11 protein-coding genes are annotated in these 14,779 nt (G+C 63.2%); 5 read left to right on the forward strand and 6 right to left on the reverse strand.

Going from position 1 to position 14,779, the window contains the following annotated elements:
* Positions 1-105: 105 nt before the first annotated feature.
* The 3 genes from PG899_RS10140 to PG899_RS10150 form a co-directional block, all read right to left on the reverse strand.
* Entirely contained in the window at positions 106-474 is a 369-nt protein-coding gene (locus tag PG899_RS10140; protein WP_190284110.1) for a cupin domain-containing protein, read from the reverse strand.
* Between the two features lie 126 nt (positions 475-600).
* Entirely contained in the window at positions 601-2,175 is a 1,575-nt protein-coding gene (locus tag PG899_RS10145; protein ID WP_190284111.1) for a cation:proton antiporter family protein, read from the reverse strand.
* 69 nt (positions 2,176-2,244) lie between these two features.
* Positions 2,245-2,994: an HAD-IIA family hydrolase gene (locus PG899_RS10150; RefSeq protein WP_011706469.1), complete on the reverse strand. Its 750-nt coding sequence runs from the start codon at positions 2,992-2,994 to the stop codon at positions 2,245-2,247.
* A gap of 214 nt (positions 2,995-3,208) precedes the next feature.
* Here PG899_RS10150 and PG899_RS10155 point away from each other — a divergent pair, with 214 nt between their 5' ends.
* Positions 3,209-4,228: an adenosine deaminase gene (locus tag PG899_RS10155; RefSeq protein ID WP_042064484.1), complete on the forward strand. Its 1,020-nt coding sequence runs from the start codon at positions 3,209-3,211 to the stop codon at positions 4,226-4,228.
* Between the two features lie 83 nt (positions 4,229-4,311).
* On the opposite strand, the gene PG899_RS10160 is transcribed toward PG899_RS10155, so the two are convergent.
* The 3 genes from PG899_RS10160 to PG899_RS10170 all read right to left on the reverse strand — a co-directional run bounded on the left by PG899_RS10160 (position 4,312) and on the right by PG899_RS10170 (position 8,396).
* Positions 4,312-5,433 carry an alkene reductase gene (locus PG899_RS10160; RefSeq protein WP_190284112.1) on the reverse strand — a complete coding sequence of 374 codons (1,122 nt, stop codon included), beginning with the start codon at positions 5,431-5,433 and terminating at the stop codon, positions 4,312-4,314.
* A 187-nt stretch (positions 5,434-5,620) separates the two neighbouring features.
* Positions 5,621-7,156 (reverse strand): TerC family protein, encoded by a 1,536-nt coding sequence (locus PG899_RS10165; protein ID WP_158197061.1) that lies wholly within the window; start codon positions 7,154-7,156, stop codon positions 5,621-5,623.
* A gap of 313 nt (positions 7,157-7,469) precedes the next feature.
* Positions 7,470-8,396, reverse strand: a complete 927-nt coding sequence (locus PG899_RS10170) for a cation diffusion facilitator family transporter (protein WP_190284113.1) — start codon at positions 8,394-8,396, stop codon at positions 7,470-7,472.
* A gap of 169 nt (positions 8,397-8,565) precedes the next feature.
* Here PG899_RS10170 and ydiJ point away from each other — a divergent pair, with 169 nt between their 5' ends.
* From ydiJ to PG899_RS10190, 4 genes are all read left to right on the forward strand, one after another.
* A complete protein-coding gene (ydiJ, locus tag PG899_RS10175; protein ID WP_190284114.1) occupies positions 8,566-11,625 on the forward strand; it encodes a D-2-hydroxyglutarate dehydrogenase YdiJ in 3,060 nt (1,019 codons plus the stop codon).
* Positions 11,625-12,113, forward strand: coding sequence for a hypothetical protein (locus PG899_RS10180; protein ID WP_190284115.1), 489 nt, complete (start codon positions 11,625-11,627; stop codon positions 12,111-12,113). Before ydiJ ends, PG899_RS10180 begins: the two co-directional genes overlap by 1 nt.
* A 126-nt stretch (positions 12,114-12,239) precedes the next feature.
* On the forward strand, positions 12,240-12,701 hold the full coding sequence (locus tag PG899_RS10185) for a hotdog fold thioesterase (RefSeq protein ID WP_270697348.1): 462 nt from the start codon (positions 12,240-12,242) through the stop codon (positions 12,699-12,701).
* 180 nt (positions 12,702-12,881) lie between these two features.
* Positions 12,882-14,777: a DEAD/DEAH box helicase gene (locus tag PG899_RS10190; RefSeq protein ID WP_016351112.1), complete on the forward strand. Its 1,896-nt coding sequence runs from the start codon at positions 12,882-12,884 to the stop codon at positions 14,775-14,777.
* Positions 14,778-14,779 lie beyond the last annotated feature (2 nt).

The raw sequence follows: 14,779 nt of genomic DNA on the forward strand, positions 1-14,779 counted from the left end.
CAAAAACCTTTTGCAAGCGGGAAAACCGCAGAAAATCATGCCGTACACGTCAACCCGGTCGGCCTGAAAAAAGGAGGGTTGCAGGGGCCCTGGTTGACGCAGACGTCAAGACGCGGCGGGCTCGAAGATCACGTAGAGCTTGCGGCAGGGGGTGAGGGTCTCCCACTCCCCGACAAAGCCGGCCGGGATGACGAACTGATCGCCGGGCTTGAGGGGCAGTCTGCCGCCCTGGCCGTCGTGGATCACCGCCTCGCCTTCCAGCAGCTGGCAATACTCGTGCTCGGTGTAGTGGATGGCCCAGCGGCCCGGCTCGCAGGCCCAGAAGCCGACGTGAAACTGTTGGCTCGGGTCGGAGTAGTGGTTCCATACCGTCTGGCGCGGATTGCCGGCGCGCAGGCGCTCGGGGGCGGGCATCAGCGGGGTGGGGGCCGCCTCGTGGCGGTCGAGCAGGATCCAGTCGTTGAGGGTCTTCATGCTGCCTCCTTGGCAAGGGATAAAAAACGGGGCCATCCAGGCCCCGTGATTGTTCGTTTTATTAAACGAGGTTGCGCATAACGTAAACGATAGCGCCTCCCTTGCCAAGGGGGCCGCCGCCCCCCGTCAGCGTGGCTGCAACCGCTTGATGACATGGCGGGCGAAGCCGCTGCCCGCCTCGTCGTAGACGTTGAACACCGCATCCACCCCCTGTTCGCGCAGGGAGGCGATGTCATCCTCGAAGCGGACGATGGCGGCAATCTTGCCAGTAAAGCCGTGGCTGCGCAGTTTCTCGATGGCGTAGAGGTTGCCCGAGTGGTGAGGCATGGCCAGAAGCACCAGGTTGACCTGGTTGGAGAGCAGCACCTTGTCCCAGAAGTCGGTATCGGTGGCGTCCCCCTCGATGACGTTCATGCCCTGGGCGCGCAGGGTGGGCAGCTTCTCGCTGTCGTTCTCCACCCCGAGGATCACGGTGCCGTACTTGTTCTCCAGCTCGAAGTAGGCGCCTTGACCGATCCGTCCCATGCCGAGGATGATCACCTCGGCATCGCCGAGCTCGATGGGCCTGTCCTCCGGGTGCAAAGTGGTGGCCTGCATGCCGCGCAGCCAGTTGCCGAGCCGATGGTAAATGCGCTCGCTCTGACCGTTGAGGGGGGCCGAAATCATGAAGCTGGCCGCCAGCGCCAGAGAGAGCGCGACCAGCCACTCGTGGGAGATCCAGCCCGCCTTGGCGGCAATGGCCGCGACGATGAGACCGAACTCCGAGAAGTTGGTGAGCGCCAGGGTGGAGAGCAGGGCGGTACGCACCCGCAGGTGGGCGCCGCTGTAGACCAGATAGTAGAGCGCGCTTTTGAGCGGCAGGGCCAGCACCAACGCCAGCGCCAGCAACATGGTGTCGTGGGTCGGCAGGCCGTTGAGGCCGATGGTGAGAAAGAAGCAGATGAGAAACAGATCTTTGAGGTTGAACAGCGACTTGGCCAGCCCTGCGGAGGCAGGGTGGGAGGCGATCAGCATGCCGATGACCAGCGCCCCCAGATCCGGTTTGAGCCCCACCACCTCGAAGCCGGCGGCCCCCACCACCAGCGCCAGGAAGATCCCGAACAGCACCTGCAGCTCGCCGTGACCGGCCCGCTCCAGCAGTTTCAGCAGCAAGGGGCGCAGCAGCGGCAGCCCCAGGATCCAGAGCGCCCAGATGCTGGGCCACTGACCGCTGGAGACTGCCAGGAAGGCCACCGCGAACAGATCCTGCATCACCAGCACGCCGACGGCGAGGCGGGCATAGAGGGCGTTCATGTCGCTGCGCTCCTCCAGCACCTTGACCGCAAACACGGTACTGGAGAAGGAGAGGGCAAAGCCCAGCAGCAGTGCGAGCCGCCAGTCCAGCGACATGGCCAGCGCCAGCCCGAGCCCCTTGCACACCAGCAGCACCACGGTGAACAGCAGGGTGGAGAGCAGCAGGTGCAAACTGGTGGTGCCCCAGACGTCGCGCCGCATCAGGATCTTGACGTTGAGCTTGAGGCCGATGGTGAACAGCAGCAGGGTGACGCCGAGATCGGCAATTTCGTTCAGGGCCGGGGTATTCTGATAGCCCATGCCGTTGAGCAGAAAGCCGGCCGCCAGAAAGCCCAGCAGGGGCGGCAGGCCGATGAGGTTGACCAGCATGCCGCAGCCGAAGGCCACGGCGATCATGACAGGTTCCATTGCGCGTCCTTCAGGGGTAACGAGGCAGGCCTGGGTTTTGGGCCAGGCCGGCCCGTCAGCCGGCAGGGATCAGACGATGTCGATATCCACTACTGAGTCGAAGATGTGGTTCGGTCGAAACGGCATGCGGTCGATGTCGGCCACCTTGCTCACCCCGGAGAGCACCAGCACCGTCTCGAGGCCGGCCTGGAAGCCCGCCAGAATGTCGGTGCGCAGGTTGTCGCCGATGATGATGGTGTCGTCGGAGTGGGCCTCCATCCGGTTGAGCGCCGCGCGGATGATCCAGGCGCTCGGCTTGCCGACGTAGAACGGCTTCTTGCCGGTCATCCGCTCGATGGGGGCGCACAGGGCACCGCAGGCCGGGTGCATCATGGGGCCGTGGGTATCGGGGTTGGTGGCGATGAAGCGGGCCCCCTGATCGACGAACTTGGCCCCCAGCTGCATCATGGTCCAGTTGTAGTTGCGGGTCTCGCCCACCACCACGAAGTCGGGGTCGATGTCGGTGATGGTGAAGCCGGCCTTGTAGAGCTCGTGGGTCAGCGCCCCTTCGCCGATCACATAGGCCTTCTTGCCATCCTGGCGCTTGAGAAAGTCGGCGGTGCCCATGGCGGAGGTGTAGAAGCACTCCTCCGGCACCTCGATCCCGGCGGAGCGGAAGCGGTTTTGCAGATCTTTCTGGGTCTGGGCCGGGTAGTTGGTCAGAAACAGCAGCTTGCTGCCCTGCTCCAGCAGGCGGTGGACGAAGCGGTCGGCACCGGGCACCAGATCGTTGTTGTGCAGGATGACGCCGTCGATGTCGCAGATGACGTTTTTCTTCATGGGGACTCCTTGTGTAGGCGCAAGAGGCGGCGGAAAGTTGCGCCAACTCTCAAGATCTTCAAATAGTTATGTTGTTTTTGTGACGCCATTATAAGTCTGTTTGATGACAAGTCTCCCCCATAAACAGAGATAGGTGCACAATGAACGACAGAGGGGAGGGATCCGCTCTGCCACTGGCTGGTCCCGCTGTCTGTGAACCGATGGAGCCGTCATCATGGATAACTTTATTGCCGGTCTGCCCAAGCTGGAGCTGCACCTCCATATCGAAGGCTCGCTCGAGCCGGAACTGATGTTTGCCCTGGGCCAGCGCAACGGCGTGGCCCTGCCCTGGCCCGACGTGGCCAGCGTGCGCGCCGCCTACGAGTTCGACTGTCTGCAATCCTTTCTCGATCTCTACTACCTAGGGGCCAGCGTGCTCATCACCGAGCAGGATTTCTTCGACCTTACCTGGGCCTATCTGGAACGCTGCGCCGCCGACAAGGTGGTGCACGTGGAGATTTTCTTCGACCCCCAGACCCACACCGCCCGTGGCGTGCCCTTCGCCACCGTGCTGGGCGGCATCGAGCGGGCGCTGCAGCGCGGAGAGCGGGAGTTTGGCATCAGCTGGCGGCTCATCATGAGCTTCCTGCGCCACCTGAGCGAAGAGGATGCCTTTGCCACGTTGGCGCAGGCTACTCCCTTCCTGTCGCGCATTCACGGCATCGGCCTTGACTCGGGGGAGCGGGGCAACCCGCCCAGCAAGTTTGCCCGGGTCTTTGCCCGCTGCCGCGAGCTGGGGTTGCCGGTGGTGGCCCACGCCGGCGAAGAGGGGCCGGCGGACTACATCTGGCAGGCCATCCGGGAGCTTGAGGTGCGGCGCATCGATCACGGGGTACGCTGCGTCGACGATCCCGATCTGCTGCGCTATCTGGCCGATACCCGACTGCCGCTCACCGTCTGCCCCCTCTCCAACACCCGTCTCAAGGTGTTTGACAAGATGGCCCACCACAACGTGCTGGCGCTGCTGGAGCAGGGGCTCTGCGTCACCATCAACTCCGACGATCCCGCCTATTTCGGCGGCTACATGAATGCCAACTTCCATGCCCTGGCCCATGAACTGGGGGCCAGCATGAACCAGCTCTGCCGCTTGTCACTGAACGCGGTGGAGGCGAGCTGGTTGAGCCTGGCCGACAAGGCGCGGCTGACCCGGGAGATCAGAAGCTACGCCGCCTGCTACGGGGTCAGCCTTCATTAGCCTGAGACGTTGGCAAGCATGCAAGGCAAAAAACGACGCGCCCACCATCTCTGGTGGGCGCGTTTTTTTATGCCAGGGGGGGCTCAGGCCGTGTGGGGCAGGGGGGCCGCCTGATAGGTCGGGTAGTCAATCAAGCCCTTTTCGCCGCCGCCGAACAGAGTGGCCGGATCGTGAGGGGCCAGCGGATAACCGTGGCGCAGCCGCTCGGGCAGGTCGGGATTGGCCACGAAGGGGCGGCCGAAGCCTATCATGTCGGCCCAGCCCGCCTCGAGCGCCGCCCGGGCCCGCTCGCCGTCGTATTTGCCGGCATAGATGAGGGTGTTGGGGAAGGCGTCGCGCAGCCCCTGCTTGAAGCCCTCCGCCATCAGCGGGGCATCGTCCCAGTCTGCCTCGGCGATGTGCAGGTAGACCACGTCGAGTCGGCCCAGCAGGCGGGCGGCGGCCAGGTAGGTCTCCTGCGGGTTGGCATCGACGGTGCCGTTGAGGGTGGTGAGTGGCGCGAGGCGCACCCCGACCCGGTCGGCCCCGATCTCGCTGCAGACTGCCTCGGTCACCTCTTTGAGGAAGCGCAGCCGGTTCTCCAAGGAACCGCCGTAGCCGTCGGTACGGGTATTGGACTCGGAGTCGAGGAACTGGTTGATGAGGTAACCGTTGGCGGCGTGCAGCTCGATGCCGTCAAAGCCGGCCAGCATGGCGTTGCGGGCCGCCTGGCGAAACTGGCCTACCACAACATCGATATCGGCCTGGGTCATGGCGCGTGGGGTGACGGTCTCGACGAACCCGGGGGCATCGCTGCCGTTGTCGACGAACACCCGCACCCCTTTCGCCTGAATGGCGGAGGAGGAGATGGGCTGGGCACCGCCGAGGTTGTCAGGGTGAGTGACCCGGCCCACGTGCCAGAGCTGGGCGAACATGGTGCCGCCCTTGGCGTGGACGGCGTCGGTCACCTGCTTCCAGCCGGCCACCTGTTCGGCGCTGTGGATCCCCGGCGTCCAGGCGTAGCCCTTGCCCATGGGGTCAATCTGGGTGCCTTCACTGATGATGAGGCCGGCCCCGGCGCGCTGGGCGTAATAGGTGGCCATCATGGCATTGGCCACGTCACCGGGCTGGCTGGCGCGGGAGCGGGTCATGGGAGGCATGACGATGCGATTGTTGAGGTGCAGCTGGCCGAGACGCAGGGGGCAGAACAGGTGATCGTGGTGCATGGTGAATTCCTCATGGTGATGATGGGCTCACTCTAGTGCCGGCATCCCTTGCGAAAAAGAGGGGTAATTGCACAAAAGAATTGCGCTGATGGCAGCAATGGTGAAAAGAGGGAGGGGCAGGGGGAGACACCTGAATAAAAAAGGGGCCCGCAAGGCCCCCTTTTTCAGCATGGTTCACGCAATGGCGTCAGGCCTCCAGCGGCATGACGCGCACCCGCTCGATGCGCCGCTCGCTCACCTCGACCACCTCGAAGCCGAGCTGCTGCAGTTGCAGCTGCTGGCCAGGGGCGGGCAGGGTGCCGAAGTGGGAGAGCAGCATGCCGGCCAGGGTCACGTACTCGTCGCTCTCGCTCACCAGCCCTTCGTGTTCCAGCACCTGCTCCACGTGGTGGATGTTGGTGCTGCCGTTGATGAGCCAGCCTTCCCCATCGCGGACGATGTCCGGCGTTTCATCTTCATCGGGCAGTTCGCCGACGATGGCCTCCAGCAGGTCGTGGGTGGTCACCAGCCCCTGGATCACGCCAAACTCGTCGGCCACCAGGATGAGGCTGCCCTTGGCCTGGCGCAGCTCTGCCAGCAGCTTAATCACGTTGATGGTCTGCGGCACTATGATGGGGTCGTTCTGCTTGGCCAGCTCGCTCAAGGATTGCCCTTCGTTGAGGGCAAACAGCAGGTCGCGCGCCTTGACCACCCCGATCACTTCGTCCAGATCGCCGTCACAGACCGGGAACAGGCTGTGGGGCTCCTGCTGCAGCAGGGCGCGGATCTCGTCGTTGGAGTCGTTGACGTCGATCCAGGCCATCTCCGAGCGCGGGGTCATGATGGTGCGGATGGAGCGTTCGGCCAGCGACAGCACCCCGGTCACCATGTAGCGCTCCTCCTCGCCAAAGCTCACCGGCTCGGCGGCGGGAGCATCCAGATCGTCGTCCGGCCGGTCCTGATACGCCTTGCTGCCCATCAGCTTGAAGATGGCGGCGGTGGTGCGCTCGCGCAGGGGCTGCTTGGCCTCGTGGCGCTCGGCACTGCGCTGGGAGAGCTGGTTGAAGAACTCGATCAGCACCGAGAAGCCGATGGCGGCGTAGAGGTAGCCCTTCGGAATATGGAAGCCGAACCCTTCCGCCACCAGGCTGAAGCCGATCATCAGCAGGAAGCTCAGACAGAGCACCACGACGGTGGGGTGGGCGTTGACGAAGCGGGTCAGCGGCTTGGAGGCGAGCACCATCACCAGCATGGCGATGGTCACGGCCGCCATCATGACGCCGAGGTGTTCCACCATGCCGACGGCGGTGATGATGGAGTCCAGCGAGAAGATGGCATCCAGCACCAGGATCTGGGTGATCACCACGCCGAAGCTGGCGTAGGCGCCGACCGGCCCGTCTTCGGGCGGCTTGGCCTCCAGCCGCTCATGCAGCTCGGAGGTGGCCTTGAACAGCAGGAACAGGCCGCCCCCCATCAGGATCAGGTCCCGACCGGAGAAGGGGTGATCCCACAGGTGCAAAATGGGGGTGGTCAGGGTGACCAGCCAGGACATCACGCTCAGGAGCCCCAGGCGCATCAGCAGGGCCAGCGACAGGCCGATGACGCGGGCCTTGTCCCGCTGGGCGGGGGGCAGCTTTTTCACCAGGATGGCGATGAAGACCAGGTTGTCGATCCCGAGCACGATTTCCAGGACGATCAGGGTAAACAGACCGATCCAGATGTGGGGATCCAGCAGCAATTCCATGTAGTGACCTCAATAAAAAACAGACAGAGCAGAGAGTAAGCACGGCGTACGATGGCCGCAGTGACAGCAAGGCAATGGCGTTATTCAGAGGCGCTGATTAAGCAGATAAAGATAGGCTTTGACGGGAAGAAACGAAGGGCAACTTCGGGGATTGTCCATGATGGGCAATAAAACCTCGGGTTAAAAGTGAGCCCTGATGATAACGGGAATCCCGTATTTGGCAAGAGGGGTGGGCAGCGCAGGGGAAAGGGGTATTAACCGAGCGGGGCGACAGGAGCGGGCGGAGCTTGCCAGGCAAGCCCCGCCGTGCGGCTTACAGCCAGCGTTTCTCGCGGGTGAAGCAGACCGACAGCCAGGCTTCCCCCAGGGTATCGCCGAGGCGGGACCAGAGCTCCTGGCGCAGGGCATCCTGGCGCTCGACGGGCCACTCCTGGCCAGGGGCCACCAGAATGTTGAGTTCGAGATCGAAGCGGCGGCCGCTTTTCGCCAGGTGGCTGTAGCACTCGATGCCATGGCGTAGGCGCAGGGCCTCGACTTCGCTGGCCACCAGCCGGGAGACATCCCCCTTGGGAGCGATCTTCAGCACTTCCCGCAGGTTGCGACCGAGCACCTTGATGGGGATGAGGGTGGCGCACAGGGCCAGCAGGGAGACCAGTACCGGGTCTATGTAGCGGTTGTAGTGGCCGTAGCCGATGGCATCAAGGCCGATGGCGACCACGAAGCCGATAAGCAGGGTGGTGCTGAGCAGGGTGTCGACCAGCCACTCCTTGGAGTCCACCCGCACCAGCTCTGAGTTGACCCGCTCGGCCACGTCGGCCTCGACCCGGTAGATGATGCCGCAGAAGAAGGTGGAGACGACGGCATAGATGAGGGCGTGGCCGAGATCGATCTCCCGTCCGCCCGCCAGCAGGGTGGTGAGGCCGTTGTAGAGTGCCGCCAGACAGAGCAGCAGAATGATGGTGCCGTTGATGACGTTGGCGATGGGCTCGAAGTGGGCGTAGCCGTATTGAAAGCGGGCGTCGGAGGGACGGGTAACCAGGTAGGCGGTGATGAGCCCAAGCCCCGTCATGCCCATGCTGAACAGGGTGAAGATGCCGTCCAGCATGATGGCGTTGGAACCGACGAACAGGCCATAGCCGATCCCGAAAATGGCAAAGGTGATGCAACCAAACAGCGACAGGGTCAGCGCCTGTTTTTCGGTGCGAATAAGCGTACTGATAACATGGCTGTAATGAGCCATAAAAGTCCTCCTTTCAAATGGTGAAGATTGCGCGCGCAAGCGGTTTTCTAGCTGATATACTGCCCGCTCACATGTGAGCGGACTGGTTCGGGGGCCCGCGAAGAGGCTGGCCCGAACGGTCGTTGTCGCCGGAGTTCCGGCATCAAGCAAAGGAAGGGAACAAGGATTCATGATCCCGAGACTCGATTACCAGGACAGTTTGTCACCTACAACCCTGCAGTTTCTTGAGTTGCTGGCGCGATCAGCATTTCGTGGTGATATCGAAAAGTCTTATGCAAGCCGGTTGGCGATGGCGACGGATAACAGCGTCTATCAGGTAGTACCTCAGGCGGTTCTCTATCCGCGCAGTGCGGACGATATTGCGGTGATGCTCAAGCTGGCCCAGGGGCCCGAGTACGCAACCTTGAGTTTCTTCCCTCGCGGCGGCGGTACCGGCACCAATGGTCAATCCTTGGGCGGCGGCATTATCGTCGATCTCTCGCGCCATATGAACCAGATCATGGAAATTAATCTGGAAGAGGGCTGGGTGCGGGCCCAGGCCGGGGTGGTCAAAGACCAGCTCAACGCCTATTTGAAGCCCCACGGCTACTTCTTCTCGCCGGATCTCTCCACCTCCAACCGCGCCACCTTGGGCGGCATGGTCAACACCGACGCCTCTGGCCAGGGCTCACTGGTGTACGGCAAGACCTCGGATCACGTGCTCGGCCTCAAAGCCGTGCTGGAAAACGGCGATCTCATGGCCACCGAGCCGGTGACCGGCCCGCGTCTGGCGGACAAGCTGGCGCTGGAGAGCCGGGAGGGGGAGATCTATCGCACCCTCTATCGCATCGGTAAAGAGCGCCGTGCCGACATCGAAGCCACCTTCCCCAAGCTCAACCGCTTTCTGACCGGCTACGATCTCAAGCACCTTTATCAGCCCGATACCGACACCCTGGACGTCAGCCGGGTGCTGTGTGGCTCGGAAGGATCCTTGGGTTTTATCACCGAAGCCAGGCTCAACATCACCCCCATCCCGCGCTACCGCACCCTGGTCAACGTCAAGTACGACAGCTTCCCGTCGGCCCTGCGCAATGCCCCCTTTATGGTCGAGGCCCAGGCGCTGTCGGTGGAGACGGTGGACTCCCGGGTGCTGGGGCTGGCTCGCGCCGACATCATCTGGCACTCGGTCAAAGAGTTCATTCAGGAGGTGCCGGGCAAGGATCTGCAGGGGCTCAACATCGTCGAGTTTGCCGATACCGACGAGGATGAGCACAAGGCCAAGGTGGCCGAGCTGTGTCGGCGCATCGACGCCCTGCTGGCCAAGGGGGAGGCGGGGATCATTGGCTATCAGGTGTGCAACCACCTGGCCAGCATCGAGACCATTTACGCCATGCGCAAGAAGTCGGTGGGGCTGCTCGGCAACGCCGAAGGGCGCAAGAAGCCGGTGGCCTTCACCGAAGACACCGCCGTGCCGCCGGAGTCGTTGGCGGACTTCATCATGGAGTTTCGAGCCCTGCTGGATGCTCACGGCCTTGACTACGGCATGTTCGGCCACGTCGATGCCGGGGTGCTGCACGTGCGCCCGGCGCTCGATCTGTGTGACCCCGAGCAGGAGGTGCTGCTGCGGCGCATCTCCGATCAGGTGGTGGCACTCACCGCCAAATACGGCGGCCTGATGTGGGGGGAGCACGGCAAGGGTTTTCGCTCCGAATACAGCCCCGCCTTTTTCGGCGAGCTGTGGGAGGAGCTGCAACGGGTCAAGGGGGCGTTTGACCCCGCCAACCGCATCAACCCGGGCAAGATCTGCATGCCTTATGGCAGCGGCGCCGAGCTGGTGTCGGTGGATGGGCCCAAGCGCGGCAAGTTCGACCGCCAGATCCCGCTGGCGGTGCGTACCAGCTATACCCGGGCCCTCGATTGCAACGGCAACGGTCTGTGCTTCACCTTCGAGACCGACTCCCCCATGTGCCCCTCGGTCAAGATCAGCCGCGACCGCCGTCACTCTCCCAAGGGGCGGGCCGGCCTGATGCGCGAATGGCTGCGCCAGCTGGCACAGCAGGGCTTCGATCCGCTGAGTGAGGAGGTGGCCCTGCAAAGCGGTGGTCTGCGCTTCAAGCAGATCGTCGACAAGTTTCGCAACACAGTGGCCCGCGCCCGCGGCGAGTATGACTTCTCCCACGAGGTGATGGAGGCGATGGAGGGGTGCCTGGCGTGTAAAGCCTGTACCAGCCAGTGCCCCATCAAGGTGGACGTGCCCACCTTCCGCGCCCGCTTCATGCAGCTCTATCACAGCCGCTACCTGCGCGGCCCCAAGGATTACTTCGTCGGCACGGTGGAAAGCTATGCCCCCCTGCTGGCCAAAGCGCCGAAACTGGTCAACTTCTTCCTCGAGAAAGAGTGGGCCCAGAAGGCGACCGAGAAGAGCATCGGCATGGTGGACGTGCCGCTATTGAGCGTGCCGACCCTGGCCGAGGAGCTGCGCGACCATCGTGCCCGCTATTTCGACCTGCCGGGGCTGGAGGCCATGAGCCCCGAGCAGCGTCAAAAAGTGGTGCTCATCGTGCAGGATCCCTTCACCAGCTACTACGACGCCCCCGTGGTGCGTGACCTGGTGAAGCTCGCCAGCAAGCTCGGTCTGCAGCCCTATCTGCTGCCGTTCAAGCCCAACGGCAAGCCCCAGCACGTGAAGGGCTTCCTGCGCGCCTTCGCCCGTACCGCCGCCAGCAGTGCCCAGTTCCTCAACAAGGTGGCGGCGCTCGGCATCCCCATGGTAGGGGTCGATCCCTCCCTGGTGCTCTGTTATCGGGACGAATACGTGAAGGCGCTCGGCCCGGCCCGCGGTGACTTCCAGGTGCTGCTGCCCCAGGAGTGGTTGCTCTCCTTGCCGGCCGAGGCGTTGCCGGTGCGAGAAGAGGACGCCGGCGCCGAGCCCTGGTATCTGTTCGCCCACTGCACCGAGAAGACCGCCAAGCCATCGACCCACGGTGACTGGAGCACCCTGTTCCGCCGCTTCGGTGCCACCCTGCAACCGGTGTCGGTGGGCTGCTGCGGCATGGCCGGTACCTATGGTCACGATGCCAAACAGGTGGAGAACTCCAAGGGCATCTATGGCCTGAGCTGGGCCGAGCCCCTGGCTCGCCTGCCGCAAGCCCGCTGTCTGGCCACTGGTTACTCGTGCCGCAGTCAGGTCAAGCGGATGGAGGGGGAGAAACTCAAGCACCCGCTGCAGGCCCTGCTGGAACTGCTCTGATGCTGACGCTCCCCAAGCGGTTTCGGGTGCCGCAAGCCTATCGGCACCCGCACTTCCTGCTGCTGCCGGTCAACCCGACCCAGGCAGTGGTGGAGTTCGTCGCCATGCTGCGCGAGCGCGAGCAGCTTCATCAGCTGTTTCGCCCGGACGATGTGTGGCCCTCCGCCAATTTCAGCCTGAGTAAGCACGAGGCCGATCTGGAGTGGCAGCACTCCGAATTTCTGGCCAAGCGCTCCTTTGCCTATGGCCTCTGGAGCCCGGCGCGGGAGCCCGAGTTCTGGGGCGGGGTTTACCTCTACCCCTCGGTGCTGCCGGAGGTGACGGTGGAGCTCTTCTTCTGGAAGGTGGCCGAGGCGCCGCTCACCGATGCCGAACTGGAGGCCGAATTGCGCGCCTGGCTCGGCAAGGTATGGCAGTGGCCCGCGCCGCGCCTGCCGGGGCGTGACCAGCCCTGGGCCGAGTGGCCAGGGGTGACCTATCCCTGGTGAGAGTCAACCTCGATGCAAGATGCCCCAGCGTGGGCATCTTTTTTTTTGCTCCTTTTTCGCCGACACTGCTGGTTTGCCGCTACGGCGCAGCGATAACCCGTTGATCACGCAAGGAGTCCGCTTACCATGAGTCAAGAAAGCAGCCCCATCTGGCGCAAGCCCATGAGCCTTGAAGGGCTCAACGCCAGCTCCCGCAACACCCTGATGGCCCACCTCGACATCGTCTACAGCGCCTTTGGTCCCGACTGGCTCGAGGCCACCATGCCGGTGGATCACCGCACCCACCAGCCGCTCGGCATGCTGCACGGCGGCGCCTCCGTGGTGCTGGCGGAGACGCTGGGTTCCTTGGCGGCCAACATGGCGGTCGGGCCTGATAGTTATTGCGTGGGGCTGGAGGTCAATGCCAACCACCTGAGGGCCAAGCGGGAAGGGGTGGTGACGGGGCGCTGCACGCCGCTGCATCTAGGGGCGACAACTCAGGTGTGGCAGATAGAAATTCGCGATGAATGTGGTCGTTTATTGTGCACCAGCCGGTTGACCATGGCGGTGCTCAAACACAAGCGGGACAAGGACTCTGGCGAAGCGTGATCTGCAATAACGCACCATGAGTGAAAAATAAGCAAGCCATAGTCGCAAGATCCCTCTATAATTGCCAACGTCTTGAGAGGCTTATCACATTTTTCAAGACAGCAGAACAAAGTGGCGCTATAATCGCCGCCTTTTTGCTATTCCGCGGTGTTAGCCGCCTGCCTTAATCTGGAAGAATCTATGTCTGATACCGAACAACTGCCCCTTTTTAGTGAGCTTGGACTGGCCGCGCCTGTACTGAAAGCGCTGCAGGACGTGGGCTATGAGCGCCCGTCCCCCATCCAGGCCGCAGCAATTCCCCACCTGATGGCGGGCCACGATCTGCTGGGGCAGGCGCAAACCGGTACAGGGAAGACCGCTGCTTTTGCCTTGCCTCTGTTGTCTCGTCTGGAAGCTGGTAACCGCAACACCCAGATCCTGGTGCTGGCACCGACTCGTGAACTGGCCCTGCAGGTGGCTGAAGCGTGCCAACGCTATGCCCACCACATGCCTGATTTCCACGTGCTGCCCATCTACGGCGGCGCCTCCTACGAAACCCAGACCCGCGCCCTGCGCCGCGGTGCTCAGGTTGTCGTGGGTACCCCGGGCCGCGTGATGGACCTGATCCGTCGCAAGAACCTGGACCTCTCTGGCCTGAAAGCCCTGGTGCTGGACGAAGCGGACGAGATGCTGCGCATGGGCTTCATCGACGACGTGGACTGGATCATGGAACAGTGCCCGGCCGGTCGCCAGGTAGCCCTGTTCTCCGCCACTATGCCGGAGCAGATCCGCCGTGTGGCCCAGAAGCACCTGAAGCAGCCCAAAGAGATCAAGATTGCTTCCAAGACTGCGACCGCTACCACTATCCGCCAGCGTTACTGGCAGGTGACCGGTCTGCACAAGTTGGACGCCATGACCCGTCTGCTGGAAGTCGAGCCCTACGAAGCTCTGCTGGTGTTCGTACGCACCAAGAACGCCGCCGAAGAACTGGCTGGCAAGCTGGCTGCCCGTGGTCACGCCTGTGAAGCGCTGCACGGTGACATTCCGCAGAAGCTGCGTGAGCGTACCGTTGACAAGCTGCGCCAAGGCCAGCTGGACATCCTGATCGCCACCGACGTGGTCGCCCGTGGTCTGGACGTTGAGCGCATCACCCACGTGGTGAACTACGACATCCCCTACGACACCGAATCCTACGTTCACCGTATCGGCCGTACCGGTCGTGCCGGTCGCAAGGGTGAAGCCATCCTGTTCGTGGCACCGCGCGAGCGTCGCATGCTGCGTGCCATCGAGCACGCAACCCGTCAGGCCATCGAGCCGATGAAGATGCCGAGCACCGAGGACATCAACCAGCACCGTCTGGCCAAGTTCAAGGAGCGCATCCGCGAAACCATGATGGGCGAAGAGCTCGAGATCTACGTGAACCTGGTGAACGAGCTGATCGAAGAAGACTCTGCCGATCCGCTGGAGCTGGCTGCTGCACTGGCCAAGCTGGTACAGGGCGACCAACCGCTGCTGCTGGATGACTCCATTCCGGATCCGGTGTTCAACGCCGGCAATGATCGCGGTGGTTTCGAGCGTCGTGACTTCAACGACCGTGGTGGCCGTGATTTCGCCGACCGTGGCGATCGCCCGGCTCGTCGCATGCCGTCCCTGGAGCCGCGTCCGCTCAAGGACAACCCGGATGTGGAGATGGAGCGCTACCGCGTAGACGTGGGTGCCCATCACGGCGTCAAGCCGGGCCAGATCGTGGGTGCCATCGCCAACGAAGCGAACATCGAGAGCCGCTTCATCGGCAACATCGATATCGCCGATGACTTCTCCACCGTCGATCTGCCCAAGGGCATGAGCGCCGAAGTGCTGGAAGTGATCAAGAAGGCCCGTGTCTGCCAGCGTCCGCTGCAGATCAGCCGCTACACCGAAGTGCCGGCCGGCAGCAACACTGCTCCCCGTCCGCCTCGTGGTGATCGTCCGTTCCGTGGCGACCGTCCTTTCAACAAGGATCGCCGTCCGCAGGGTGACCGTCCCTTTAACAAGGATCGCCGTGAAGGCGGTTTCGACAAGGGTCGCAAATTCGGTGGCAAGCGCCGCGATAGCTAAAC

Source organism: Aeromonas sp. QDB39, assembly GCF_027707585.1.
GTDB lineage: Bacteria > Pseudomonadota > Gammaproteobacteria > Enterobacterales > Aeromonadaceae > Aeromonas > Aeromonas hydrophila.

Bases quoted from the DNA above. Each gene is read 5' to 3' on its own strand.
- PG899_RS10140 (WP_190284110.1), bottom strand. From the start codon at position 474: ATGAAGACCCTCAACGACTGGATCCTGCTCGACCGCCACGAGGCGGCC.
- PG899_RS10170 (WP_190284113.1), bottom strand. From the start codon at position 8,396: ATGGCTCATTACAGCCATGTTATCAGTACGCTTATTCGCACCGAAAAA.
- PG899_RS10150 (WP_011706469.1), bottom strand. From the start codon at position 2,994: ATGAAGAAAAACGTCATCTGCGACATCGACGGCGTCATCCTGCACAAC.
- ydiJ (WP_190284114.1), top strand. From the start codon at position 8,566: ATGATCCCGAGACTCGATTACCAGGACAGTTTGTCACCTACAACCCTG.
- PG899_RS10160 (WP_190284112.1), bottom strand. From the start codon at position 5,433: ATGCACCACGATCACCTGTTCTGCCCCCTGCGTCTCGGCCAGCTGCAC.
- PG899_RS10165 (WP_158197061.1), bottom strand. From the start codon at position 7,156: ATGGAATTGCTGCTGGATCCCCACATCTGGATCGGTCTGTTTACCCTG.
- PG899_RS10155 (WP_042064484.1), top strand. From the start codon at position 3,209: ATGGATAACTTTATTGCCGGTCTGCCCAAGCTGGAGCTGCACCTCCAT.
- PG899_RS10190 (WP_016351112.1), top strand. From the start codon at position 12,882: ATGTCTGATACCGAACAACTGCCCCTTTTTAGTGAGCTTGGACTGGCC.
- PG899_RS10185 (WP_270697348.1), top strand. From the start codon at position 12,240: ATGAGTCAAGAAAGCAGCCCCATCTGGCGCAAGCCCATGAGCCTTGAA.
- PG899_RS10145 (WP_190284111.1), bottom strand. From the start codon at position 2,175: ATGGAACCTGTCATGATCGCCGTGGCCTTCGGCTGCGGCATGCTGGTC.
- PG899_RS10180 (WP_190284115.1), top strand. From the start codon at position 11,625: ATGCTGACGCTCCCCAAGCGGTTTCGGGTGCCGCAAGCCTATCGGCAC.